The sequence below is a fragment of the Microbacterium sp. UMB0228 genome (assembly GCF_002871415.1).
Taxonomy (GTDB): Bacteria; Actinomycetota; Actinomycetes; order Actinomycetales; family Microbacteriaceae; genus Microbacterium.
This window is the reverse complement of record NZ_PNFU01000002.1, coordinates 201,441-225,171: the sequence shown is the minus strand read 5'-3', so window position 1 is coordinate 225,171 and position 23,731 is coordinate 201,441. Positions and strand designations below refer to the sequence as shown.

Annotated in this window: 24 protein-coding genes; 12 read left to right on the top strand and 12 right to left on the bottom strand. The window is 70.1% G+C overall.

Translation table 11 applies throughout. The features are described 5' to 3' along the window. Positions 1–84: 84 nt before the first annotated feature. Both CJ226_RS05260 and CJ226_RS05255 read right to left on the bottom strand, forming a co-directional pair. The gene (locus CJ226_RS05260) at positions 85–2,589 is read right to left on the bottom strand and encodes an FtsX-like permease family protein (RefSeq protein ID WP_102208523.1); all 2,505 of its coding nucleotides are present in this window, start codon (positions 2,587–2,589) and stop codon (positions 85–87) included. Further along, positions 2,589–3,356 carry an ABC transporter ATP-binding protein gene (locus CJ226_RS05255; RefSeq protein WP_102208522.1) on the bottom strand — a complete coding sequence of 256 codons (768 nt, stop codon included), beginning with the start codon at positions 3,354–3,356 and terminating at the stop codon, positions 2,589–2,591. The genes CJ226_RS05260 and CJ226_RS05255 overlap by 1 nt, the downstream gene beginning before the upstream one ends. 108 nt (positions 3,357–3,464) lie before the next feature. Between CJ226_RS05255 and CJ226_RS05250 the strand changes: the two genes are divergently transcribed. The 7 genes from CJ226_RS05250 to CJ226_RS05220 all read left to right on the top strand — a co-directional run bounded on the left by CJ226_RS05250 (position 3,465) and on the right by CJ226_RS05220 (position 8,712). Further along, positions 3,465–4,709 (top strand): sensor domain-containing protein, encoded by a 1,245-nt coding sequence (locus CJ226_RS05250; protein ID WP_231868291.1) that lies wholly within the window; start codon positions 3,465–3,467, stop codon positions 4,707–4,709. Beyond that, entirely contained in the window at positions 4,697–5,335 is a 639-nt protein-coding gene (locus CJ226_RS05245; RefSeq protein ID WP_062637512.1) for a response regulator transcription factor, read from the top strand. Before CJ226_RS05250 ends, CJ226_RS05245 begins: the two co-directional genes overlap by 13 nt. A 47-nt stretch (positions 5,336–5,382) precedes the next feature. Next, complete coding sequence (locus tag CJ226_RS05240) at positions 5,383–6,153, top strand: LysM domain-containing protein (RefSeq protein ID WP_146008204.1); 771 nt, start codon at positions 5,383–5,385, stop codon at positions 6,151–6,153. A 229-nt stretch (positions 6,154–6,382) separates the two neighbouring features. Next, positions 6,383–6,733 (top strand): PadR family transcriptional regulator, encoded by a 351-nt coding sequence (locus CJ226_RS05235; RefSeq protein WP_102208521.1) that lies wholly within the window; start codon positions 6,383–6,385, stop codon positions 6,731–6,733. A 1-nt stretch (position 6,734) separates the two neighbouring features. Next, entirely contained in the window at positions 6,735–7,106 is a 372-nt protein-coding gene (locus CJ226_RS05230) for a DUF1048 domain-containing protein (RefSeq protein ID WP_025104172.1), read from the top strand. After that, positions 7,103–7,948, top strand: a complete 846-nt coding sequence (locus CJ226_RS05225) for an ABC transporter ATP-binding protein (RefSeq protein ID WP_102208520.1) — start codon at positions 7,103–7,105, stop codon at positions 7,946–7,948. Before CJ226_RS05230 ends, CJ226_RS05225 begins: the two co-directional genes overlap by 4 nt. Next, positions 7,945–8,712 carry an ABC transporter permease gene (locus CJ226_RS05220; protein ID WP_102208519.1) on the top strand — a complete coding sequence of 256 codons (768 nt, stop codon included), beginning with the start codon at positions 7,945–7,947 and terminating at the stop codon, positions 8,710–8,712. Before CJ226_RS05225 ends, CJ226_RS05220 begins: the two co-directional genes overlap by 4 nt. A gap of 135 nt (positions 8,713–8,847) precedes the next feature. Here CJ226_RS05220 and CJ226_RS05215 read toward each other — a convergent pair whose 3' ends face one another. The 6 genes from CJ226_RS05215 to CJ226_RS05190 form a co-directional block, all read right to left on the bottom strand. Then, positions 8,848–10,323, bottom strand: a complete 1,476-nt coding sequence (locus CJ226_RS05215; protein WP_102208752.1) for a lipase maturation factor family protein — start codon at positions 10,321–10,323, stop codon at positions 8,848–8,850. Positions 10,324–10,379: 56 nt separating this feature from the next. Next, positions 10,380–11,357, bottom strand: a complete 978-nt coding sequence (gene bsh, locus CJ226_RS05210; protein ID WP_102208518.1) for a choloylglycine hydrolase — start codon at positions 11,355–11,357, stop codon at positions 10,380–10,382. Positions 11,358–11,502: 145 nt separating this feature from the next. After that, a complete protein-coding gene (locus CJ226_RS05205; protein ID WP_102208517.1) occupies positions 11,503–12,411 on the bottom strand; it encodes a glycine betaine ABC transporter substrate-binding protein in 909 nt (302 codons plus the stop codon). A gap of 162 nt (positions 12,412–12,573) precedes the next feature. Further along, the gene (locus CJ226_RS05200) at positions 12,574–13,533 is read right to left on the bottom strand and encodes a proline/glycine betaine ABC transporter permease (RefSeq protein WP_102208516.1); all 960 of its coding nucleotides are present in this window, start codon (positions 13,531–13,533) and stop codon (positions 12,574–12,576) included. Next, positions 13,533–14,960 carry a glycine betaine/L-proline ABC transporter ATP-binding protein gene (locus tag CJ226_RS05195; protein ID WP_257996524.1) on the bottom strand — a complete coding sequence of 476 codons (1,428 nt, stop codon included), beginning with the start codon at positions 14,958–14,960 and terminating at the stop codon, positions 13,533–13,535. The genes CJ226_RS05200 and CJ226_RS05195 overlap by 1 nt, the downstream gene beginning before the upstream one ends. Before the next feature lie 331 nt (positions 14,961–15,291). Beyond that, positions 15,292–16,407 carry a class I SAM-dependent methyltransferase gene (locus tag CJ226_RS05190; protein WP_102208515.1) on the bottom strand — a complete coding sequence of 372 codons (1,116 nt, stop codon included), beginning with the start codon at positions 16,405–16,407 and terminating at the stop codon, positions 15,292–15,294. A gap of 203 nt (positions 16,408–16,610) precedes the next feature. Between CJ226_RS05190 and CJ226_RS05185 the strand changes: the two genes are divergently transcribed. The 4 genes from CJ226_RS05185 (at position 16,611) to CJ226_RS05170 (ending at position 19,893) form a co-directional block, all read left to right on the top strand. Continuing rightward, positions 16,611–17,000: a GntR family transcriptional regulator gene (locus CJ226_RS05185; protein WP_060923259.1), complete on the top strand. Its 390-nt coding sequence runs from the start codon at positions 16,611–16,613 to the stop codon at positions 16,998–17,000. After that, the gene (locus CJ226_RS05180; protein ID WP_025104182.1) at positions 16,997–17,914 is read left to right on the top strand and encodes an ABC transporter ATP-binding protein; all 918 of its coding nucleotides are present in this window, start codon (positions 16,997–16,999) and stop codon (positions 17,912–17,914) included. The genes CJ226_RS05185 and CJ226_RS05180 overlap by 4 nt, the downstream gene beginning before the upstream one ends. Then, positions 17,914–18,600, top strand: coding sequence for a hypothetical protein (locus CJ226_RS05175; RefSeq protein WP_071327961.1), 687 nt, complete (start codon positions 17,914–17,916; stop codon positions 18,598–18,600). The genes CJ226_RS05180 and CJ226_RS05175 overlap by 1 nt, the downstream gene beginning before the upstream one ends. A gap of 174 nt (positions 18,601–18,774) precedes the next feature. Beyond that, positions 18,775–19,893, top strand: coding sequence for an aromatic acid exporter family protein (locus CJ226_RS05170; RefSeq protein ID WP_257996523.1), 1,119 nt, complete (start codon positions 18,775–18,777; stop codon positions 19,891–19,893). A 1-nt stretch (position 19,894) separates the two neighbouring features. Here CJ226_RS05170 and CJ226_RS05165 read toward each other — a convergent pair whose 3' ends face one another. After that, positions 19,895–20,485 carry a helix-turn-helix domain-containing protein gene (locus CJ226_RS05165; protein ID WP_102208513.1) on the bottom strand — a complete coding sequence of 197 codons (591 nt, stop codon included), beginning with the start codon at positions 20,483–20,485 and terminating at the stop codon, positions 19,895–19,897. 70 nt (positions 20,486–20,555) lie between these two features. Between CJ226_RS05165 and CJ226_RS05160 the strand changes: the two genes are divergently transcribed. Beyond that, positions 20,556–21,854, top strand: coding sequence for an MFS transporter (locus tag CJ226_RS05160; protein WP_062637535.1), 1,299 nt, complete (start codon positions 20,556–20,558; stop codon positions 21,852–21,854). A gap of 64 nt (positions 21,855–21,918) precedes the next feature. Here the strand turns inward: CJ226_RS05160 and CJ226_RS05155 are convergent, their stop codons facing one another. The 3 genes from CJ226_RS05155 to CJ226_RS05145 all read right to left on the bottom strand — a co-directional run bounded on the left by CJ226_RS05155 (position 21,919) and on the right by CJ226_RS05145 (position 23,668). After that, complete coding sequence (locus tag CJ226_RS05155; RefSeq protein WP_102208512.1) at positions 21,919–22,653, bottom strand: hypothetical protein; 735 nt, start codon at positions 22,651–22,653, stop codon at positions 21,919–21,921. Next, a complete protein-coding gene (locus CJ226_RS05150) occupies positions 22,629–23,303 on the bottom strand; it encodes a helix-turn-helix domain-containing protein (protein ID WP_102208511.1) in 675 nt (224 codons plus the stop codon). The genes CJ226_RS05155 and CJ226_RS05150 overlap by 25 nt, the downstream gene beginning before the upstream one ends. 146 nt (positions 23,304–23,449) lie before the next feature. Then, a complete protein-coding gene (locus tag CJ226_RS05145) occupies positions 23,450–23,668 on the bottom strand; it encodes an SCO4848 family membrane protein (protein WP_062637541.1) in 219 nt (72 codons plus the stop codon). Between the last annotated feature and the right edge of the window lie 63 nt (positions 23,669–23,731).

Genomic DNA, 23,731 nt, shown 5'->3' with positions numbered 1-23,731 from the left:
GGGAATTCACCCCTCCTTTTCACCCCGGAGACACGCCGGAGGGGCGCACCGGGGGTCCCGATGCGCCCCTCGCCTGGTCGCCGCCTACTCGCGAGAGCCGATCTCCTCGATCGGACGACGGCGCAGCGCGGCCCCTGTCGCCACCCGCAGCGCGACGAGGGCCAGCGCCCCCATCCCGCCGATGATCGCGAGGGAGCCGAGCACGGGCATCGCCGGGAGCGGCTGCCCGGAGATGCCGTAGCTCATGCCCATCAGCGGCGGGATCGCCACCAGCACGCCGAAGACCATCGAGAGGACGGCGATCATGATCGCCTCGGCGCGCATCGTGGCGCGCACCTGGCCGCGGGAGGCGCCGATGAGCTGCAGCAGGGCGAACTCCCGGGACCGCTCCCCCGTCGCCATCACGAGGGTGTTCACGACGGCGATCGCGATGTACCCGAGGATGACCAGCAGGCCGATGAGACTCACCCACCCCTGCTGCGAGACGGCGCCGGTCGTGCTCGCCTTCTGCCCGGCCCCCGGGACCACCTGCAGACCGTCGGCGGCGAGGGCGTCGGCCGCGCCGGAACCGTCCACCGACACGAGCGCGAACGAGTCGAGTCCTGCGGAGGTGTGCGCACGGACGTGGTCGGCGGCCATGGTGAGATCGCCGAAGCCGAGACCGCGCTCGTAGATGCCGACCACGGTGGCCTCCAGGGGTGAGCCGTCGCCGAGCACGCCCGTCACCGGGTCGCCGATGTCGAGGCCGAGCGTGTGGGCCATATCGGCACTGACGGCGACGGTCGCACCGCCGTCGAGGGCGGCGAGCGACCCGTCCTGCACGCGGAGGTCGAGCAGACCGTCCATCGTCGACGGGTCGACGCCCTGCAGCACGTACTCCGTGCGTTCGACCTTGCCTTCGATGTCGAGCGCGTCGAGCACCGCGGTGCTGACGACCACGCCGGTCGCGGCGGTCACCCCCGGCGCGCCGCGCAGCCCGTCGACGACGTCCGGGGAGAGCCCGGCCGGGGCCGCCACCCGCAGGTCGGCGGTGACCCCGGCTCGCGCCTGGGTCGCCGCCTCGTCCGCGACGATCGCCGGCCCGCCGATCTGCACGAGACCCAGTCCGATGCCGAGGGCGATCGGGAGGATCGCGGCTGTCATGCGCCGGCTGCCCGCGGTGGTGTGGGCGGCGGCGAGGAAGCCCGCGGCCGACGAACGGCGCAGCACGGGGCCGACGAGGCGCACGCACAGGGCGACGAGCCACGGCCCCAGCAGCGCGAGAGCGACGATGAGCAGGATCGCCGCACCGGCCGAGGCGCCGACGGCGGCGTCTCCGCGGACGGTCAGAGGGACGGTGGAGATCGAGACGCCGGCGGCGGCGAAGACGATCCCGGTGATGACGCGGGGCAGGCCGATCGGACCAGGACCCGTCGACGACTCGCGCAGCGCCTCGATGGGATCGAGGCGGGCAGGACGCCGCGCGGCGATGCGCGCCGCCCCCCAGGCCGAACCGAGCACCAGCACCAGCGCACTCATGGCCGGGAACGGGCTCAGCGCGAGGGCGAAGTCGCCAGGGATCACGCCCCCCGCGACGAACGCCGACTGCAGCGCGGACGACAGCAGGTACCCGGGAACGATCCCGAGCAGTGCGGCGACGACCGCGACCGTGAGCACTTCCCTGGCGATGAGGGAATGCACCTGCGACGAGGTGGCTCCGACGGCACGGAGCAGGGCGTACTCCCGCCGACGCGCCTGCACCGACAGCGACAGCGTTCCCGCGACGATGAACAGGGCGACGAGGATGCAGGTACCGACGAACGCGCTGCCGGTCGCGATGAGCAGGGTCCGCGCCGCCGCCGAGTCGAGGAACTCCACGTCGCCGCGGGCGTCACCGGTCCGGGCGACCAGATCGGGGAACGCGTCCCGGATCGCGCTCGCCACCTGCTCGGGGTCGCCGTCGACGAACACGCCCAGCGCCTGCGGGGCACCGCCGTGCGGGTCGAGGTCGCGGATGCGCTCGTCCGTCAGGAACACCGGCACCGCACGCTCCGGCAGCGCCTCTGCGGTCACCAGGCCGACGACCGTGTAGGTCGCCGGGGTGCCGCCGTGGGCCAGCGGAAGGGTGTCGCCCACGGCGTGGCCGGCACCGGCGAGCACCACGGCCTCGTCACCGGCAGCGGGTTCCCGGCCCTCTGCGAGCGTGAAGCCGGTGAGCGCCGTCGCGGACCAGGGGTGCGCCTCGATCACGGCATCCGTCGTCCCGCCCCGGAGCGCCAGGGGGACGGTCACGTCGGCGACCACGGCCTCGACTCCGGGCAGCGCGGCGATCCCCCGCGCGGCGTCTGCGGGAACGGGGGCGCGCTCGCGCAGCGGTACCGGCAGGTCCTCCGGCACGTCGACCTGCTGCACGGCCCCGACGACGACCTCGGCCGCCGTGTAGCGCTGCGGGGCGAGGCCGCCGCGGATGCCCGACTCGACGAGCACGCCGAGCCCCGTGACGAGCGCGCTCGCGACGAAAATGGCGACGAACACCCCGGCGAGGCTGCGCCGATGGTGACGGAGGTCGGCGCGGACGATGCGCCCGAGCCCGAGGGTCGAGGCGGACATCACCACTCCCCCAGCGTGCTCATGCGATCCGTGATCTGCTGCGGGCTGCCGCCGTCGAGATGTCCGGCGAACGCCCCGTCGGCGAGGAAGATCACCCGGTCGGCGTGGGAGGCCACCACCGGGTCGTGCGTGACGACCACAACGGTCTGGTGCAGCTCCTTCGCGGTATGGGCGAGGAGATCGAGGACCTGCTTCCCGGTGCGGGAATCCAGGGCGCCGGTGGGCTCGTCGCCGAACACGACGTGCGGTCGGGTGATGAGGGCACGGGCGATCGCGACGCGCTGCTGCTGTCCGCCGGAGAGCTCGGCGGGGCGACGGTGGCGGCGGTCCGTGAGACCCACCGCGGCGAGCAGGGTCTCCAGCCAGCGATGATCCAGGCCCTGCCGGCCGAGCCGCAGCGGGAGGGTGATGTTGTCCTCCACGGTCAGGGCCGGAAGCAGGTTGTAGGCCTGGAAGACGAACCCCACGTGGTCGCGGCGGAACGCCGTGAGCTGCCGGGGCGTGAGCGCGGAGATCTCGGTGCCGCCGAGGTGCACCGTGCCGCTGGTCGGGCGGTCGAGGCCCGCCGCGCTGTGCAGCAGCGTGCTCTTACCCGAGCCGGACGGGCCCATGATGGCGGTGAACGAGCCCCGGGCGATGGCGAGGTCGATGCCGCGGAGTGCGGTCACCCTGGCGCTGCCGGAGCCGTAGGTCTTGACGAGGCCGCTGAGTCGCAGGGCCTCGGCGGGGGCCGCTTCGACGAGCGGCAGAGAGGAGAGGGAGGTCATGCTTCGACGCTAGGAAAGCTGGGCGTCCGCCCCCATCCCGCCCGGTCCCGCATCGATGGTGGAGCTGGCTCTACCGCGGGCGGCGGGGCGCTCGGGCAGACTTGCAGGGTGAAGGACGGATGGATGCGCCGCGGGCTGCGCGGATGGCTGCCCGATGCGCGGTTCCTCGCGGTCGAACTCGGCGCCTCCGTCGTGTCCCTCGCATTGTTCTGCGTCATCCTCGTGCTGCTGCCGCTCATGCTCATCACCGGCGGAGTGCTGTTGCTTCCGCAGGTCGTGCAGGTACTGCACGCCTGGAGCGACCGCGCGCGGCGACGGATCGGACGACGACGCGGGGAGGATCTGCCGCCACTCGGGCGCACACTGCCGCGCGGCGCGACCATCGACGAGCGTCTGCGCTTCGCCTTCTCCCGCTCCACCGCTCGCGATGCGCTGTGGCTCACCGTGCACGCCTTCCCGGTGATGTGGCTCTCGCTGCTGACGCTCGCGCTGCCGCTGTCCGCCGTCAACACACTCGCGGTCACCTGGTACTGGCAGTTCGCGCCCGCCGACGACCCGGTCGGCTCGCCGTACCCGGTCACGTCATGGGATCTGGCGTGGACCATGCCGCTCGTCGCCCTCGCCTATGCGGTGGCCGCGCTGTTCCTCGTCCCGGCGGTCGCCCGGCTGGTGGCCTTCGTCTCGGCGAGACTCCTCGCGACGCCCCAGAAGTCGCGCCTCGCCGCCCGCGTCGACGCGCTGACGCTCAGCCGCGCGGCCGCGCTCGACGCCCACGCCGCCGAGCTCCGTCGCATCGAGCGCGATCTGCACGACGGCGCCCAGAACCGCCTGGTGAACGTCGTGATGATGCTGGGGATCGCGGAGCGCGCCCAGGAGACCGGCGGCGATGTGATCGAGCCGTTGCACCGTGCGCAGGATGCCGCGGCCGATGCCCTCGCCGGCCTCCGGCGCACGGTGCACGACATCTATCCGCCGATCCTCGACGAACTGGGTCTCGAGGGGGCGCTCGCCTCGCTCGCCGGGCGCAGCGTCGTGCCGTGCACGCTCGACGCCGCGGACATCGGCCGGGTGCCGGCAGCGGTCGAGTCGGCCTCGTACTTCGTGGTCGCGGAGGCGCTGACCAACGTGAACAAGTACAGCGCAGCGGCCCGTGCCACCGTGCGCGTGGAGCGGGAGGGCGAGCTGCTCCTCATCACGGTGGAGGACGACGGGGCCGGCGGCGCGATCGAGCGTCCGAGCGGAGGGCTCGCCGGGATCCGGCGCCGTGTCGAGGCGTTCGAGGGCACGATGGAGCTGACGAGTCCCGTCGGGGGACCCACCATCCTCCGGACGGAGCTGCCATGCGGATCGTGATCGCCGAGGACGACACCCTGCTGCGGGAGGGCCTCGCGCTCCTGCTGCGCAGCGAGGGCTTCGACGTGATCGGCGCCGTGCCCGACGCCGACGGATTCCTCGCCCTGCTCGACGAGGCCGACGCGGCAGTGGTCGACGTGCGGATGCCCCCGACCTTCACCAGCGAGGGGCTCAAGGCCGCGGCCGAGGCGAGAGCCCGCCGCCCGGGCTTCCCGGTGCTCGTGCTCTCGGCGTACGTGGAGGACCGCTATGCGGGCGAGCTCCTGGCGGCCGGGGCGGACGGCCTCGGGTACCTGCTGAAGGAGCGGGTGGGCAAGGTCGCCGCGTTCGTCGACGCCCTTCGCCGGGTGGCCGCCGGTGGGACCGTGATGGACCCCGAGGTCATCTCGCAGCTCATGAGCCGCCGTCGCGCCGACGACCCCGTGCAGACCCTCACTCCACGGGAGCGGGAGGTGCTCGGGCTCATGGCGGAGGGCCTGGACAACACCACGATCGCCGCACGCCTGTTCGTGACGGAGACCGCGGTGAGCAAGCACATCGGCAACATCTTCGCCAAGCTCGGGCTCGCCGCCACCGACAGCGGCCACCGTCGGGTCCTCGCCGTCCTCGCCTATCTCCGCAGCTGACACCTCCGCTCTGGTGCTCGGCACGCTTCGATGCCATGCTGACCGGGATGAAGCGCTCCACCACGATCACCGCCGCCGTCGTCGCCGTCGCCGTCGCCGGCCTGGTCGTCGCGGCCGCTCCTGTCGTGGTCAGCGCCGCGTCCGCCGTGTTCGACGTCACCTCGTGGGCGTCGGAGCGCTTCGCCGCCGCACCGTCGCCGACCCCCACGCCGGCCGCCCTGAAAGCCGAAGACACGACCGAGGACGAACTCGTCGACCTGGGTGACGGCATCAGCGTGCCCGCCGGTGGGCCGGGGGACTGCACCACGAACGCGTTCATCAGCATCGGCAGCGACGACGGCTCGCCAATTCACGCGAAACTCCTCGGCGAGCTCGTCGACATGGGCGCGTCGGAGCTGGCGGGCGGTCCCGTCACTCTTGATGCGGACGGGCGGATCTTCTCCTACGAGGTCCAGTCCGGCGACAGTCTGATCGCGATCGGCGAGCGCTTCTGCGTCGACTACGTCACTGTCGGCAGCTTCAACCATGTGCGCGGCTTCGAGCCGATCGCACCCGGCGACGTCCTCTACCTCCGCCCGGACCCGGCTCTTCCGTTCGTCGACATCTACTCGCCGTACAACGCCCCGCCTGGCTCGTCCACCATCCCGTACTACGACGGCGTCGCCGCGTTCTCGACCGCCGTCGCCACCGCCGACCTGGGTGCCGCGCGGTGGCTGTGGCAGCGCCTGGAGAAGGACATGCCTCCGGAGACCGCTGCCGTGATCACGCAGGCTTTGCGCGACGATGACCTCCCCCTGCTCCGCCGCCTCTTCCCCTGACCTCCCTTCCTCCCCCTCTTCCCGCTGAGACCCCGGGTTGTCGTCGACACCCCGGGGTCTTCGCGTCGCCACCCGGGGGTCTCGCCGCGTACCCGGGGTCTCGGCGGAAAAGAGGGCGGAGAGGTTCAGTATTCGGTGTTGCTAGGTACCGGTACTCAGTGATACTTTGTACCGGTACCCAGCAACACTGAGTACTGAACGGAAGACACAGGAACGAGAGGAGGGGACGATGGGCAAGCAGATGACCGAGATGCTCAAGGGCACCCTGGAGGGCATCGTGCTGGCCCTCCTCGCCGAGCAGCCGGCCTACGGATACGAGATCACCACCCGGCTGCGCGAGCACGGCTTCACCGACACCGCCGAGGGCACCGTCTACGCCCTGCTGGTCAGGATCGAGCAGAAGAAGCTCGTCGACGTCGAGAAGGTGCCGAGCGAGAAGGGCCCGCCCCGCAAGGTGTACACCCTCAACGCGCAGGGCCGCCAGGAGCTGGCGGAGTTCTGGACGACCTGGGACTTCCTCCGCACGCACATCGAACGACTCAACACGAACACCACGAACACCCCGAACGAGGAGAACTGACATGGCCGCCAAATGGATCGAAGCGCTCACCGGATCGCTCGAGCAAAAGAAGCAGTACAAGCAGGCGAAAGCGCGGATCGAGGCTCTGCCGGAGCCGTACCGCACGGTCGCCAACGCCCAGCACCGCTACACGATGTACTACGGGGGCATCACCGACGGGGACACCCTCGTGCAGATCTTCCTCGACCTCGCCGACCTGTGGGAGCGCGCCGCGATCGACGGCACCCCGATCGACGACATCATCGGCGACGACCCCGTGGAGTTCGCCGAGAACTACGCCGAGGCCTACGGCGGCACGCAGTGGGTCGACAAGGAGCGCGCGCGGCTGAACAAGGCGGTCGCGGAGGCGAGGAAGAAGGAGGACGAGTCATGACGACGCCAGCCCTCTCGGTGCGCGGCATCGAGAAGTCGTACAAGGATCTGCACGTGCTGCGCGGCGTCGACTTCGAGGCGGAGCGGGGATCGATCTTCGCCCTCCTCGGGTCGAACGGCGCGGGCAAGACCACCATGGTGCGCATCCTCTCCACACTGCTGAGGGCCGACGCGGGCACGGCGACGGTGCAGGGCATCGACGTCGCGGCGAACCCGGTCGGAGTGCGCGAGCGCATCAGCCTCACCGGACAGTTCGCCGCGGTCGACGAGATCCTCACCGGACGCGAGAACCTGGTGCTGGTCGCGAAGCTGCGGCATCTGCCCGACGCCGGCGCGGTGGCCGATCGGCTTCTCGCGCGCTTCCGGCTCACGGAGGCCGGGGGCCGCAAGGTCGGCACGTACTCCGGCGGGATGCGGCGACGGCTCGACATCGCGATGAGCCTGGTCGGCGACCCCGAGGTCATCTACCTCGACGAGCCGACCACGGGCCTCGACCCCGAGTCGCGCATCGAGGTGTGGGAGGTCGTGAAGGAGCTCGCGGGCGGCGGCACGACCGTGCTGCTCACGACGCAGTATCTCGACGAGGCGGAGCAGTTGGCCGACCGCATCGCGATCCTGCACGAGGGCCGCATCATCGCGAACGACACGCTCGCCGGGCTCAAGCGCCTGCTTCCGGCCGCGAAGGTCGAGTACGTCGAGAAGCAGCCCACCCTCGAGGAGATCTTCCTCACCCTCATCGGCCCCTCGGGCCCTTCGACCCCTTCGACCCCTTCGACCCCTTCGACAGGCTCAGGGACCCAAGCGGGCTCAGGGACCCAGGTCCAGAGAGGAGATGCAGCATGACCACGCACTTCGCCGCCGACACGGCGACGCTCACCGGCCGCTCCATGCGGCACATCTTCCGCAGCCCCGACACGATCATCACCACCGCGGTCACCCCGATCGCCCTGATGCTCCTGTTCGTGTACGTCTTCGGCGGCGCTCTCCAGCAGAGCACCGGCGCCGAGAACTACGTGAACTACCTGCTGCCGGGCATCCTGCTCATCGCGATCGCGTCGGGCATCGCCTACACGGCGTTCCGGCTGTTCACCGATATGCAGAGCGGCATCTTCGAGCGGTTCCACTCCATGCCGATCGCCCGGTCGAGCGTGCTGTGGGCCCACGTGCTGACGTCGCTCACCGCGAACGCCATCACCCTCGCGATCATCTTCGGGGTCGGGTTCCTCATGGGCTTCCGCACCGGCGCGAGCGTCTGGGCCTGGCTCGGAGTGATCGGCATCCTGATGCTGTTCACGCTGGCGCTCACGTGGCTGGCGATCATCGCGGGCCTGAACGCCAAGACGGTCGACGGCGCGAGCGCCTTCTCGTATCCGCTGATCTTCCTCCCCTTCATCAGCTCGGCGTTCGTGCCGACCGACACCATGCCGGCACCGGTGCAGTGGTTCGCCGAGAACCAGCCGGTGACCTCGATCGTCAACTCCATCCAGGCGTTGTTCGCGGGGGAGCCGGTCGGGTCCGACATCTGGATCGCTCTCGCCTGGTGCGTCGGGATCCTCGTGGTCGCCTACGTCTTCGCGATCATCTCCTACCGGAAGAAGGTCAGCTGATCGACGTCCAGCGAGACGGAACGCTCCGACCGGGGACTCTCCCCGGCCGGGGCGTTTCGCCGCGCTCGGCGGCCGTTCGAATCGCCCGAATGGCTCCATCCGGCCGGGATTCGCCGCACAGTGCGCGACTCGAAGTCAGCGGAGGCCGACCGGACCGAGCACCACGCGGCGACCGGTCCGCACCCAGACGGCCCCGTCGACACGGTGCTCGGCGCGGGTCGTGAAGCGGTAGCGGTAGGACACGGCGCGCACCCACCGCGGCCGCTCGCCGTGGAAGGGGTCCACGCGCAGCATCCGCAGCGTCGGGGCATCCGCCTCCAGCAGCCGCACGAGGAACACGGAGAACCAGTCGTCCAGCGAGTGCCCGAGCGGCAGGAACCACATCAGCCAGTCCAGCCGCAGGTGATACGGGGCGAACTGCCGCGGGATCCGCCGCACGTCCCCGGGCTTCCCGCGGAACTCGTACTCGCGCCAGTGCCGGCCCTCCTCGTCGTCCGACCCCTCCACGACGATCTCGATCCGCTCCCGCGTGACCGTGCCGAAGGCTCCGTAGGCGTTGGCGAGCTGCCAGCGGTGGAAGCTCGCGTTCATGAGCTGTCGTCGAGCGAAGAGGTTGCGCACGGCGGGCACGCTCAGCACGACGAACAGCGCCCCGACCGCCGAGGTCACCACGACCCACCACAGCGGCATGCCGGACACCGTCCACGGCAGCGAGGTCTCCGGCGTCCGCTCCGGAGTCCCGATGCCGGGGAGGCCGATCGCGGAGAACCCGAGCACGATCGTGGCCCAGTTCAGCCACGCGAAGTTCCCGGTGAGCACGAGCCACAGCTGCGTCGCGATCACGATCCCGCCGGAGACGGCACCGACGATCTGCGGCACCGGACCAGGAAGCCAGAGGGACAGCAGCGGGGCGAAGAGGAAGAACGGCACGACGAGCTGCGCGACGTGGTTCCCGACGACCTCGAGCTTGTGGAACCACCGCGGCAGCAGATGCGCCTGGCGGCTCAGCGGCCCGGGCATCGGCTGGGTCTCGTGGTGGAAGGTCATCGCGGTGAGGTCGCGCCACTCGCGTCCGCCGCGGATCTTGATCATCCCGGCGCCGAACTCCAGCCGGAACAGCAGCCACCAGAACAGCACGATCACCACGGTCGGCGGCGGCTGGTCGTACGAGCCCAGGAAGGCCGCGAGGAACCCCGCCTCCAGCAGCAGCATCTCCCACCCGAACGAGTAGAAGGTCTGCCCGATGCTCACCACCGACATGTAGCCGAACCACAGGGCGAGGAAGGCGAGCATCGGCACCCACGGCGGTCCGAGCTGCGGCACCCCGACGATGAGCAGGGCGGCGATGACGATCCCCGCCCCGCACAGCGCGACCAGACGCCGGTCGGTGTAGCGGACGCGGGTGAAGAGCGTGGGGTGCAGCAGCTTCCGGCGCTCGCGCTTCTGCGCCACCCAGTCCAGCAATACGGGCGCGGGCAGGAGTCCGTGCTCACCGAGGAGCGGTCGGAACTGGTTCAGCGTCGAGACGAACGCGACGAGGTACAGCGCCGCGATGCCCCGCTGCAGGACCTCGCGGGCGAACCCGAAGTCGACCGCCGCGAACCCGTCCACGGCCACAGGCTACGCCGCAGCCGCCCGCCCGATGAGGGGGTTGCGCGGAGCGGAGATCAGTTCTGCATCGCGATCTGCTGCCCCTTCACGAGCGGGTAGGCCGCGAGCTCGGAGCCGTCAAGATCCTCTTTGTGCATGTCCACGCCGGTGATCTGGCTGTTCTCGTAGGTCGTGTAGTAGTAGACGCCCGTGGCGGTGTTGGCGCACGACGAGTAGATGGTGATCTCGTACTTCTCCTCGTCGCCGACCTGCACGCAGCCACGCTGCTGAGCGACAGAGCCGAGGATCTGGAAGAACTGGCTGATCGACTCCGACTCCGTCGTCCCGCACACCGAGTTCATCCGCGTGAACACCGCCTTCACGAACCGCGACGACGACGACAGGTCGCCCGGCAGTCCGATCCCGCCCATGCCGCGACTGTAGAGGTCCATCGGCACGTCCGCGGCGAACGTGTTCTCCGGCTGCCGCTTCGAGAGGTGCTGGTAGTCGTTGAGCCGGAAGCTCTGGATGTCGAACGTGGGGTTGTTCGTGAGCACGCCCCACGGGTTGTCGTAGACCTTGAGGCCGCCGCGCACGCTCTCGACCGTGATCGATGCGCTCTTGTCGGCGATGATCCAGTGCAGCGGCGACAGCGGGAACTCCGGGCTGAAGTCGATGTCCACGAGGCTCACCGACCGCAGGGCCTCCTTCACCTCGGCCACCGTCTCGAACTGTCCGAGGACCCAGGGGATGAACTCGAACGGCGTGACCTCGGTGTCGCCCGACCCCGGCGCCGGGTAGTGCGCGTTGTCCGGGAAGTTGAGTCCCGCCATGCCGAGCCCCTTCTCGTTGACCGCGTCGTAGTAGAGCGGGTAGCCGTCGGCGATCGTGGCGATCCCGATGATCGCGTGGTGCGTCGGCATCGACGGCAGCCGGTGGAACGGGAACGGGAAGTTCCGCGGTGTGACGGTCACGGTCTCGTTGTACGAGAACTCCAGATCGAGATTCCTCCCGAAGTAGTGGTCGGCGGTCGTGAAGCTCAGTCCTGTGCACATGGTCGTGTCCCCCCTCCGCGGGCCGGTCGACCCGCCGGTTTCGCGCCATGCTTCCACCTTCGGCACCCGAATGTAAGTGGGGTCACCCACGACGAAGGAGGGCCTCCCGCTGCGGGAGACCCTCCTTCGAGACATGCGACGGGTGTCAGCTGGTGACGGTCCAGTCGAACTGGTCGCCGTACTCCTCGAGCCACGCGTCGACCGCATCGGCTTCCTTGCCCTCGCCGTACTCGTTGACCACGAGGTCTTCGAGCGCGCCGTACTGCTCGTCGTCGAGCTTGATCTTCTTGATCAGCTCGGCCGCCTCGGGGAACTCGTCCGCGAAGCCCGCGGTGCCCAGGAAGTGCAGGCCCTCGGCCTTGCCCATGGCGCCCTTCGGGTCTTCGAGGTCCTTCACGGGGAAGGCGTCGTTGGCCCAGAACGGACGCCACAGCGTGACGACGATGTCCTCCTTCTTGTCGGTCGCGGTCTTCAGCTCGGTGAGCATCGCCGCGGTCGACGAGGTGACGAGCTCGTACTCGCCGTCGAGGCCGTACTCGGGCATCATCTTCTGGGTCTGGGCGGTCAGGCCCGCACCCGGCTCGATGCCGTAGATCTTGCCGTCGAAGTCGGCGCCCTTGCCCGCGAGGTCCTCGATCGAGGTGAGCTCGGAGTACTCCGGCACCGCGAGGGTCAGCTTGGCGTTCTTGTAGTACGTGCCGAGGTCTTCGATGTCGTCGCCGTAGGTGTCCATGTAGGAGGCGTGCGTGAGCTCCGGCCAGGCCGACGGGTACATGTCGACGTCGCCCTGCGCGAGCCCGGTGTAGAGCGGGCCGGCCTCGGTGAGCGTCTTCATCTCGACCGTGTAGCCGATCTTCTCGAGCTGGTCCTGGAGGAGGTAGGCGGTGCTGAGGCCGTCGGTCCAGGAGGGCAGGAACCCGAGGGTGATGGTGCCCTTGTCCTCGGCACCGTCGCCGCCGCCGCTCGTGCCACCGGCGCCGTCGCCGCTGCATCCGGCGAGGGTGAGCGCTGCGGCAGCCCCGAGGGCGGTGATGGTCAGGATCTTCTTCTTCATGTGACTCTCTCTCTTGCGTTCCGTATGTGATTCAGGAGGTGCGGACGAGGCCGCGGGACAGCTGTGCCGGGATCGAAACCGTGCCGGGATCCGCGCCCCGACGCCCCATTTCCGTCCCGCACCGGACGAAAAGGGGTGGGACGGAGACGGGGACGCGGGGGCTCAGGCGCGGGCGAGCTCGGATTCGGTCGCAGCCTCCTCGGCGGGCGCGGAGGCTGCGGGCTCCGACGCCACGGGAGCGGACGGCCGGGACGAACCGCGACGCTTCAGCATGCCGAGGAGCGAGGAGCGGTTCTCGCCGGGCGCGCCCAGAGCGGCGGTCACCCGGTCGAGGAACACGGCGATGAGCACGACGCCCAGTCCGGCCTCGACGCCCTTGGGGATGTTGATCGTCGAGATCGCCTCGACGACCATCTTCCCGAGCCCGTCGGCTCCCGCCATACCGGCGATGACCGCCATCGACAGGGCGAGCATGATGACCTGGTTGACGCCGGCCATGATGGTCGGCATCGCGAGCGGGAGCTGGATGCCGCGGAGGATCTGCCCCGGCGTCGCTCCGAAGGCGTGTCCGGCCTCGACGGTCTCCGCGTCGACGCCGCGGATGCCCAGCTCGGTCAGACGCACGCCGGGAGGCAGCGCGAAGATCACGGTGGCGACGAGTCCGGGCACCACACCGATGCCGAAGAACACGATCGCCGGGATCAGGTACACGAAGGCCGGCATGGTCTGCATGAAGTCGAGCACCGGCTTCAGCGTCGCGCGCACGGTCGCATTGCGCGCCGACCAGATGCCGAGCGGCACCGCGATCAGCACGGCCACGACGGCGGCGACGAGCACCAGGGCGAGCGTCTGCATAGCCGGCACCCAGAGGTCCATGGCGACGATGAGCCCGAACGACAGGATCGTGCCGATGGCGAGCTGCCACGAGCGCACGAGCCAGGCGATCAGCGCCGCGATCACGATGATGACGGCGAAGTGCGGCGTGAGGAGCAGGCGGGTGAGGCCGTCGACGAGGAAGCTCACCACGAACGAGACCGCGTCGAGCAGGCCGTCGAGGTTGGCGGTGATCCAGTCGACGCCGGCGGCGACCCAGTCGCCCACGGGGATGCGGAAACCGTCCATCAGCGCACCTCCTCCGCCTGGGTCCCTGAGCCGAAGCCCTGGGTCCCTGAGCCGAAGCCCTGGGTCCTTGAGTCGAACCCACCCTGGGTCCCTGACCCGAACCCGCCCTGTGCCTCTGAGCCGAAGCCACCCTGGGTCCCTGAGCTCGTCGAAGGGCCGGGCTCGGCCGTCCATCCGTCGTCGAGCACGGCGTCGATCTCGGCCTGGGGCATGGGGGTCATCGGCAGCAGGATCTCCTCGGTCGCTCCGGGCCCGGGACCGAGCGCCGCGAGCAGGGTGACGCGCGGGATCACTCCCGCGAGGCGGCCGTCGGCATCCGTCACCGCGAGGGGCAGCGGCGACTCGACGGCGGGGACGAACAGGTTCATGAGGACGTCGTCCTCGCGGACGCTCTGCAGCACCGGCTTGATGATCGAGTCGAGGCGCGTGGCGCCCTGCCGCACGAGCTTCACGGCGTCGCGGTCGGTGACCACGCCGACGAGCTGCCGGTCCTTGCCGACCACGTAGGTCGCCGACATGTAGGCGTCGCGCATCTGGCGGAGCGCGGTGCGAGGACCGGCCGACTCGGCGACGACGGGGCGCGGACGCTCCATGACGTTCGCGGCGGTGAGCACCCGGGCACGGTCGACGTCCTGCACGAACTGCTCGACGTAGTCGTTCGCCGGGTCCATGAGGATGTCCTCCGGCGTGCCGATCTGCACGATGCGACCGTCGCGCATGACGGCGATGCGGTCACCGAGGAACATGGCCTCGTTGAGGTCGTGCGTGATGAAGACGATGGTCTTCTGGAGCTTCTGCTGCAGCTCCAGAAGCTGCTCCTGCATCTCGCGGCGGATCAGCGGGTCGAGCGCGCTGAAGGCCTCGTCCATGAGCAGGATGTCGCTGTCGGCCGCGAGGGCGCGGGCGATGCCCACGCGCTGCTGCATGCCGCCGGACAGCTCGGACGGCAGCTTGTCGCCCTGACCCTCGAGCCCGACGAGGGCGAGGATCTCCTCGGCCTTGGCCTGGCGCTCGGCCTTGCCGACGCCCTTGAGTTCGAGCGGGTAGGCGACGTTCGCGGCGACCGTGCGATGCGGCAGCAGCGCGAAGTGCTGGAACACCATCGAGATGCGGTCGCGGCGGATCTCCCGGAGGCGCGCGGCCGGGATCCCCGTGATCGGGTCGCCGCCCACGGTGACGGTGCCAGCGGTGATGTCGTGCAGCCCGTTGAGCATGCGGATGATGGTGGACTTGCCCGATCCGGACAGGCCCATGATGACGAAGATCTCACCGCGGTTGACGGTGAAGCTGGCGTCGATGACGGCGGCGGTCCCCGCGTCGGCGACGGCCGTGCGGCTCTCCCCCGCCTTCAGCCGGCGAACGGCGGCGCTCGGATTCCTCCCGAACACCTTGTACAGATGGCGCGCTTCGAGTGCTGTTTCGGACACGTTTCCCCTGCGGCTCGGCCTTCGGGTGGCTGAGCCTGCTTCGGTCACGCCCGGGTGATCCTCACGAGGCCGTTCGACGTCTTCGCTGTGGCGGCACAGGCGGCGGATTTCGGATCCGCCGCAGAGGGGATCGACCGTACGCCCACGCCTCTTCGCCGCACAGCTCATCGAAGGAAGGACGTGACCGCGGACTGGTCTATGGGCCGTCAGGCCCGCAGACCAACGTAACGAAATGGCCGGTCAGCGGCAAATCCTGGGCCACGGACGTGCCCGGGTTTCCGCCGCTGACCGGGGGATAGTACGAGCGTCTAGCAATTTCGTCGCGGGGTCGTCACGGGCGCCGGACGGTGCGCGTCACAGTGAACTTGGGGGTGCGTCGGAGCTGCGCGGTGGGGCCGATGAGCCGGGTCAGCTCGGCCCGGTAGCCGAGGCTCGAGTTGTACACCGTGAACAGCTCCCCGTCCGGTCGGAGCAGGCGCGCGGCGGCCTCGAACAGGCGGGTCGCGGCGCCGGTGTGCACGCTGGCGCCGAGGTGGAACGGCGGATTCAGGAGCACCGTGTCGAAGCTCCCCGCGGCGAGCGCCGACCCCGCGTCATCGTGGGTGACCTCGACCCGATCGGCCACCCCGTTCGCCGACGCGGTGGCACGGGCGGAGGCGACGGCGGCGGCCGAGCGGTCCGTGGCGACGAGCCGGTCCCGCGGGCGAGCACGCGCCCAGGACACGGCGAGCGCTCCCGTCCCGCAGCCGAGGTCGAGCACGCGGCGGCCGTCATCGTTCCCGTCGAGGTCGAGCACATCGAGCAGCGTGCGGGTGCCGATGTCGAGACGGGGTCCGGCGAAGGCGCCGCCGTGGGCCACGAGGACGAGGTCGCCGTGCCGCGCGGAGACCGGGAATGGCGGCGACTCCGGCACGGGGAGGGGTTCAGTGGCGACGAGCAGCCGCGACTTCCGTTCCGCGCGCTGCGCCTGCACGTGGGCGAAGCTCCGCGCCAGGACGTCGTTCTGACCGAGGGACATGTGCTTCACGCGGCCTCCCGCGACGAGCACTACCTCCGGGGCGGCCCAGCGGGCGACGGCGTCGGCGATCTCCTCCAGTTCGGCGAGGGCCTTCGGCAGCTGCAGCAGCACCAGTCTCGCTCCGGCGAGCAGATCGGCATCGAGCTCGTGCGGCGCGAACCCGCCGATTCCGAGCTCCTCCGCGTTGCGCGCGAGGGCGCGGCGTCCGGTCGCGAGGTCCTGATGCACCCGGACACCGGAGCGCCCGGCCGCCGTGAGCGCCAGCGTGATCGCGCCGTACTCGTCACCGATCACGACCGTCTCGGAGCCCGGCACGTCGAGCGCGAGTGCGCGCTCCACGAGCAGGAGGTCGGTCGCATCGTGGGCCTGGAGGTTGTCCGCCTCGACGTCAGGCCAGCGACGCAGGCGGCTGTAGGGGAACTCCGGCACCAGCCCACTGTACGCGGCCCGCCTCACCCCCTCCCCGTGCACAACTTCAGAGCTGACGGCCGACACGCCGCCGGAACCGACCGACGGGCGGCATGTCGACGGAGATCTCCGAAGCTGTGCCCGCCCATATTCAGAGGGGTTGACACCGTCCTGGTTCCATGGTTACTTAGTTGAGTAAGTAACCCAGAAACCACGGAGGACTCGTGATCGAAGAAGGCAAGCCGCTCTTCCTCCAGATCGCCGAGCAGATCGAGGACTCCATCCTCGACGGCTCGCTGGCCGAGGAGGCGCAGGCCCCTTCGACGAACGAGCTCGCCGCGTTCTACCGCATCAACCCCGCCACCGCCGCGAAGGGAGTCGCCATGCTCACCGACAAGGGAGTGCTCCACAAGCGCCGAGGCATCGGCATGTTCGTCTCGGAAGGCGCCAGGGACCTGCTCCTCGGCGAGCGCCGCGCGGCCTTCGCCGACCGTTACATCGACCCGCTCCTCGCGGAGGCCCGCACGCTGGGCCTCGGCGCGGAAGACCTCGCGGACCTGCTCCGGCAGCGCGCCGCATCCGCCCCCACCCCAGAAGGGAAGAACCCCGCATGACCGCCGTCATCGAGGTGCAGAACCTCACCAAGCGCTACAAGGAGAAGCGGGCGCTCGACAACGTGTCGCTCGCTCTCGAGGGAGGCTCGATCTACGGGCTCCTCGGCCGCAACGGCGCCGGGAAGACGACACTCATGTCGATCCTCACGGCCCAGAACTTCGAATCCTCCGGCACCGTGAAGGTGTTCGGCGAGCACCCGTACGAGAACGCCCATGTGCTCGGCCGGATCTGCTTCGTGCGGGAGAGCCAGAAGTATCCGGACGATGCGACCCCGCGGCACGCGTTCGCCGCCGCCCGCCTGTTCTTCCCGCACTGGGACCAGGGCCTCGCGGACGAGCTCATCGCGGAGTTCCAGCTGCCGATGAAGCAGACCATCAAGAAGCTCTCCCGCGGGCAGCTCTCCGCGGTCGGCGTCATCATCGGCCTGGCCTCCCGCGCCGAGATCACGTTCTTCGACGAGCCCTATCTGGGACTCGACGCGGTCGCCCGGCAGATCTTCTACGACCGGCTCGTGGAGGACTACGCGGAGCACCCGCGCACGATCATCCTCTCCTCGCACCTGATCGACGAGGTCGCGAACCTCATCGAGAAGGTCATCGTGATCGACAACGGCCAGATCCTCCTCAACGAGGACACGGATGCCGTCCGCGACCGCGCCGTGACCGTCGTCGGGGATGCCGCGAAGGTCGACGCCTGGGTCGGTGATCGCGAGGTGCTGCACCGGGACGAGCTCGGTCGCGTCGCCTCCGTCACCGTGCTCGGCGCCCTCACCGCCGACGATCGCGCGGAGGTGCGGGCCGCCGGCCTCGACCTCGCCCCCGTCTCGCTGCAGCAGCTCATCGTCCGCCTCACCCAGAAGGCCGAGACCCGCTCCGGCACCAGAGCCGACGCCACCACGGAAGGAGTCCGCTGATGCGACGCACACTCAATGTCATCCGCCTGCAGCTCATCAACCGGCAGACCTTCGTCTGGGTGCCGCTGATCATCCTCGCCTCGGCCGTGGTGATCTCGGTCCTCATCTACGCGATGATCCCCGGCGATGCCCCCAAGTACGGCGGAGGCGGCCAGGCACCGCTGTGGTACTTCTTCGCGATCGGGCTGTCGGCCATGACGCTGACCTTCCCGTTCTCGCAGGCCATGAGCGTCACCCGGCGGGAGTTCTTCATCGGAACGCTGCTGACCGCGATCCTCGGCAGCGCGCTGCTCGGCATCCTCTTCCTCCTCGGCGGCGCGATCGAGCTGGCCACGAACGGGTACGGCGTGAACGGCTGGGTGTTCCACCTGCCGTGGCTGTGGGAGGCCGGCCCGCTCGGCGCCTTCGTCGTCTACTTCACGCTCGCGCTGTTCTTCTTCGTGGTCGGGTTCACCGGCGCGACGATCTACAAGAGCTGGGGCCCGATGGTCCTCACGATCGTCGGCGTCGCCCTGGCGCTCCTCCTCGTGGGGGTCGTGTTCCTCGTGACACGGCTCGAGCTGTGGGGCGACGTGTGGCTCGGCATCCTCGACCTCGGCGCCGTGGGCCTCGCCCTCTGGGGGCTCGTGGTCGTGGCCGTCCTCAGCGTCGTCTCCTTCCTCGCGTTCCGTCGGGCCACGCCCTGACGCGACGACGGGAATCCGCGGATGCCGCGGCCGCGCACCCCGCGCGGTCGCGGCATCCGCGTCCGGCCGCCTCTACCCGGCGACCGGAGGTGGGGCAACCCGGTGGCCGCGCGCCACCTGCGGGCCCTATCCTCGCCGGAGAGGACCACCCGACCGCCGCGAGGAGAGGATGACGTGACGCCCGACCTTTCACGCCTGCGCGTCCGCGAACGCCGCTCATACCTCGCCCGCACCGTCCGTGAGGCGGTCCGCCCCGCCCGTCTGCTCCTCGTGGTCAAGACGGCACTCGCCGTCGGGCTCGCGTGGACCATCGCGCCGCACATGCCGGGGGTCACCGAGGAGTACCCGTACTACGCCCCTCTCGGTGCGCTCGTGAGCATGTACCCCACGCTCATGGGGTCCATGCGGTCGAGCCTGCAGACCCTGTTCGGCCTGGCCACCGGCATCGGCCTGGCCGCGCTGATCGTGCTCACGGTCGGGCCGACGTGGTGGACGATCCCGCTCGTTGTCGGCCTCGGCGTCCTCGTCTCCGGCACCGGCTGGTTCGGCGTCGGCAAGGAGTACGTCCCGATGGCGGCGCTGTTCGTGCTCATCATCGGCGGTCAGAACGCGGACGACTACTCCCTCGGCTACCTCGCCCAGATGGGGGTCGGGATCGTCATCGGTCTCGTGGTGAACCTCCTCTTCGCCCCCGCCCCGCTCATCGGATCGGCCGAGGCGCGGGTGGAGGAGTTCCGACGACAGCTCGCCGGGCACCTCCACGACATCGGCTCCGCGGTCTCGGAGTCCTGGCCGCCGGAGACCGCACAGTGGGCCGACGATGCCGCAGCGCTCGCCGAGACCACCGCCGATCTCCGCGCCGCCCTGGCCGAGGCCGACGAGAGCGTCCGCTACAACCCGCGCGCGCGACGCCGGCATGCGGGCACCGCCCACATCCACGATCAGCTCTCCACCCTCGACCGGATCGCGCACCTCATCCGGGACATCGCCGACGCGACGGCCGACACGATCTGGGAGCGTCCGGCGGCCATGCCCCTGGATCCTGCGCTGCCCGAGCCGTTGTCGGCGGCCTGCCACGCCGTCGCCGACGTCATCGCGGAGGACGACCCCGCCTCGAGCGCGGCGCATCGCCGCCGCGCGGAGGCGGCGCGGGCGATCCGGCTCCTGCTGGAGAAGGTCGACGACCGCACGTTCGACGTGCGCAGCTCGATGGGACCGGGCGTGCTGACGGCGATGCACCTCCGCCGCATCCTCATCCTCAGCGGCGAGCGCCTCGACGACGAAGACGAGTGAGTCAGATGGTGTCGTCGGCGACGACGATGTCCAGCTGCCAGTGACGGCCCGCGGGGTCGGTGTCGTCATGCGCGTCGTCGGCGGCGGAGAGCACGTCATTGATCTTGTGCATCACGTCGTCGAACTCGGCCTCGGTCAGTCGGATGGTGCGCTGCACGAACGACGCATGCACCTCGGCGGTGCGACCGGACACGTACTCGGGCGTCCAGGCCACCACCCGGCGCAGCAGGTCGACGTGGTCCTCTGCGAGCGCGGCCACCACCGCATCGCCGAGGGCCTCGTCCGCGACCGGGTTCTCCGGACCGCCGACGGTGAGGGCACCCTTGCGTCCCGTCCACACACGGTCGCGGCGGTCTCTGGCCTGCTCCGGAGCCTCCTCGATGAGCCCCGCCTCGGCGAGCACCCGCAGGTGGAAGCTGGCGCTGTTGGCCGGCACGTCGAGCGCGCCGGCGATGTCCGCGGCGCGCAGGAAACCGCGGCGCGCGATGAGGCGGAGGATCTGGCGGCGCAGCGGGTGCGAGTAGGCCTTGAGCATGGCCGACGTCATGAAGGCGGCGTCCTCCCGAGAGGTCTTCTCCGCGTCGTCAGCCATTCCCCGATCCTAGTCACGCAAATGCGCACGAACAGTTGCGCAATTATTCTTGCGGAACTATCGTCGAGCCATGAGCACGACGACCACGCCCCACCGCCTGTGGCAGAACACGCGCTACCTCACCTGGCTCGTCAGCGACACGAGCAAGGGGCTCGCCGCGGCGCTCTTCGGGTTCGCGGTCCCGCTCCTCGCGCTCGTCATCACGAACGACCCCGCACAGGCCGGCATCATCGCGGGGGCGGGCATGGTGGCGCGGGTGCTGCTCACCCTCGTGGGCGGGATCATCGCGGACCGGCACCGGCGCATCGTGCTCATGCTCGTCGGCTCGATTCTGGGGATCGTGCTGGCCGGGGCCTTCACCCTGCTCGCCCTCGGCGGCGCCCTCACCTTCGCGACCCTCCTCGTGATCGACGTGCTGCTGGCCGCGCGGAGCGGCCTCTTCGACGTCGCCGGCGAGAGCGCGCTGAAGGAGATCGTCCCGGACGACGCGATGGGGCGCGCGCAGGCCGCGAACCAGGGGCGCGATGCGGCCCTTCAGCTCGCCGGCGGACCCCTCGGCGGCCTGCTCCTCGGGGTGGGCGGCTGGCTCGTCGGCGCGGTCATGACCCTGTGCCACCTCGTCGCCGCCGTGACCGCCGGGCTCCTCGGGCGACAGGTCCGGCGCGCGGGCATCGCCGACGTCGGCGCTCTGGACGAGGACGACGGCGGCACGCCCCCCGCGCGCCCGAACGCCTGGCGGGAGTTCCGCGAGGGCTTCGGCTGGCTGCTGTCCCGCCCCGACCTCGGCGGCGTCATGCTCATCATGACCATCGTGAACCTCGGCTTCAACGCCGCGATCACCACGGCCGTCTATGCGCTGCAGCAGGCGGGCCATTCCGAACTCCTCATCGGAGCCGTCAGCGCGGCCATCGGCGCCGTGATGCTCGTCGGCGCGATCGTCGCCCCGCTCCTCGTGCCCCGGATCCCGGCGGGCGTACTCACGATCGGCGGGCTCGCAGTGGTCGCCCTCGGCGCCGTCGTGCTGTCGTTCGCGTCGGCACCGTGGACCGTCGCCGCCGTCCTCGGTGCCACGGTGCTCCTCGTCCCCGCCCTGAACGCCGGGATGATGGGCTATTTCATGGTGGCCACGCCGTCACGTCTGCTGGGGCGCGCGAACAGCGCCATGGGGGTCCTCGCGATGGGGGCGATGCCGCTCGCCCCGCTCATCGCCGGCTTCGGCCTGGCCGGGCTCGGACGACAGGGCACCATCCTCATCTGCGCGGCCCTGTGCGTGGTGGCTGCCGCCCTCGCGATCGGGAACCGCGCCCTCCGCAGCCTCCCGGTCGAGTCCCGCTGGGCCGCGCACGCCGCCCGGTACGAGGCGGACTGAGGTGGAGAAGCGGCGCACCGATGCCCGTGCGCGTGGTCGTACCCGCGAAAGGAAGCCTGAGTGGTCACGTCGGGCACGCCATGCTGATCGCAGCCCACACTCGCTGCCCGATTGTTCGATCGTAGGAGTCGAGTACTCGCCAGGCGGGGTGCCGGTCGTCGGCGAGGTAGGGGATGGCGCGGCGCAGGTGCCGGCGGTCCTTTCGCGTGAGGGCGCTCAGTGCGAGGACCCGCGGGTTGCCTACAGTTGCAGCCAGGACCGCGAGATCCTCGAGGTGTCGCCCAGGGTTGCGTGAGTCGACCGCGTATGCGGCAGCTTTGGCGATGATCGCGCCGAGCTCGTCCGGCACCTCGATGGTCGAGGAGCGAGCGAGGGAGGTGAGCGTGTAGGTGTCACGGCGTTGCAGCGCCTGTGCAGCGCCGGGCGAGCGCAACAGCGGGCGTCGCTGCCAGCGCGTGCGCATGCGCACATCGCGCGCCACGATCACGTCGACGACGTCATGCTCGCCTCGGCTGAAGCGATGGAGGGGATTCCCCGGCGAGGGGTCCGCGGCGGCGAAGCCGAGCCCGGTCAGGGAACCGGCGATGTCGGAGACGGAGGCGGCGCCGACGTCCAGCAGCAGATCGACGTCGCGTGTCGGGCGGGTAGCCTCTACACCGGCGCGAAGCGCATGCACGTGCACCATGAGCCCGCCGACGAGTGCCCAGCTGCCGGGCGGAGTCGCCGCCCCGACCTCGAAAACCAGCGGCCACGGCGGGATATCCTCCGGGACCTCTACGGCGTGTGCGTGGCCAGCCATTGGTTCCTCATGCGCTCCAGCGCCTCAAGGCCGACCGCGTGTACCCGCGAGATGTCGCTGCGCGCCGCATCAACAGCGACGAGCGCGGTCGGAGTGGTGTCCCAGGGAAAGATGTCGTCCTCGAACCGATAGAGCACGACCCGTGCGTTCTCGTCGTCGCGCACGAGCATCGCGTGATCGATGAGTTCTTCGTAAGGCAGCCCCTTCGGATACCCGTGGAGCTGCCGGGCCGGGCCGACAAGGGCGTCGTTCGCATGGGTGACGATGCGCTCGAGCGCGTTCGCTCCCGTGAAATGCAGATGCTCAGCTGCGAGTTCGGGGTTTCGGGTCGCGAATCTCTCGACCCGCGTCGAACGCGCGAGCACCGCAGTGAGCTGCTCGACACCGCGGTGCTGCACAATCGCCCGCTGCCTCGCCGGCAGCGCGGTGCCTGCGGACAGTGCGCCGACAACCGCGCGCGCCGTCGCCGCCTTCAAAGGGCGACCGTCGCCATACTGCAGCCGCTCGCGCTCGCTGACGGCGGCCTCCGACACCAGCCAGCTCCGGTGTACTTTCTGCCCGGCGAGCTGTTTGCTCATGAGCATGTCGACCACACGCCGCGTGGACACGCCGAGCCGTCTCGCCGCCTCCTCGGTCGTCACGAACTGCATGTAAAACCCTTCGCTCGACGGAATAGTTATACACCGTCTTGACGATGATCGGTAGGAGCCGAGTACCGAAGTCGATGATCCACGGCTGCGGACGCGTCATCGTGGTGAGGCATCGTGGCCGTCACCCATCCGACGGAGAAATCGCGCTAGGGCGTGACCGCGAGCACGGTGATCCCCGCCGCCGCGGAGGCCACGGCCAGCACCAGCGCGATCGCGATGAGGATGACGTGCACGCGGAGGAACGGGGTGGCCTTGCCGTTCTCGTCCCTGGCACGCGGGTCCTTGGCGACGCGGGTGTAGAACCGCGGCCAGACGAGCACGTTGAAACCGGCGTTGAGGAACAGCACGACGACGAGAGCGATCACCCCTCCACGCTAGCGAGGGCGGCGTCGCACCACGGATCCGGCCGTCGGAATTCTTGGACGGCG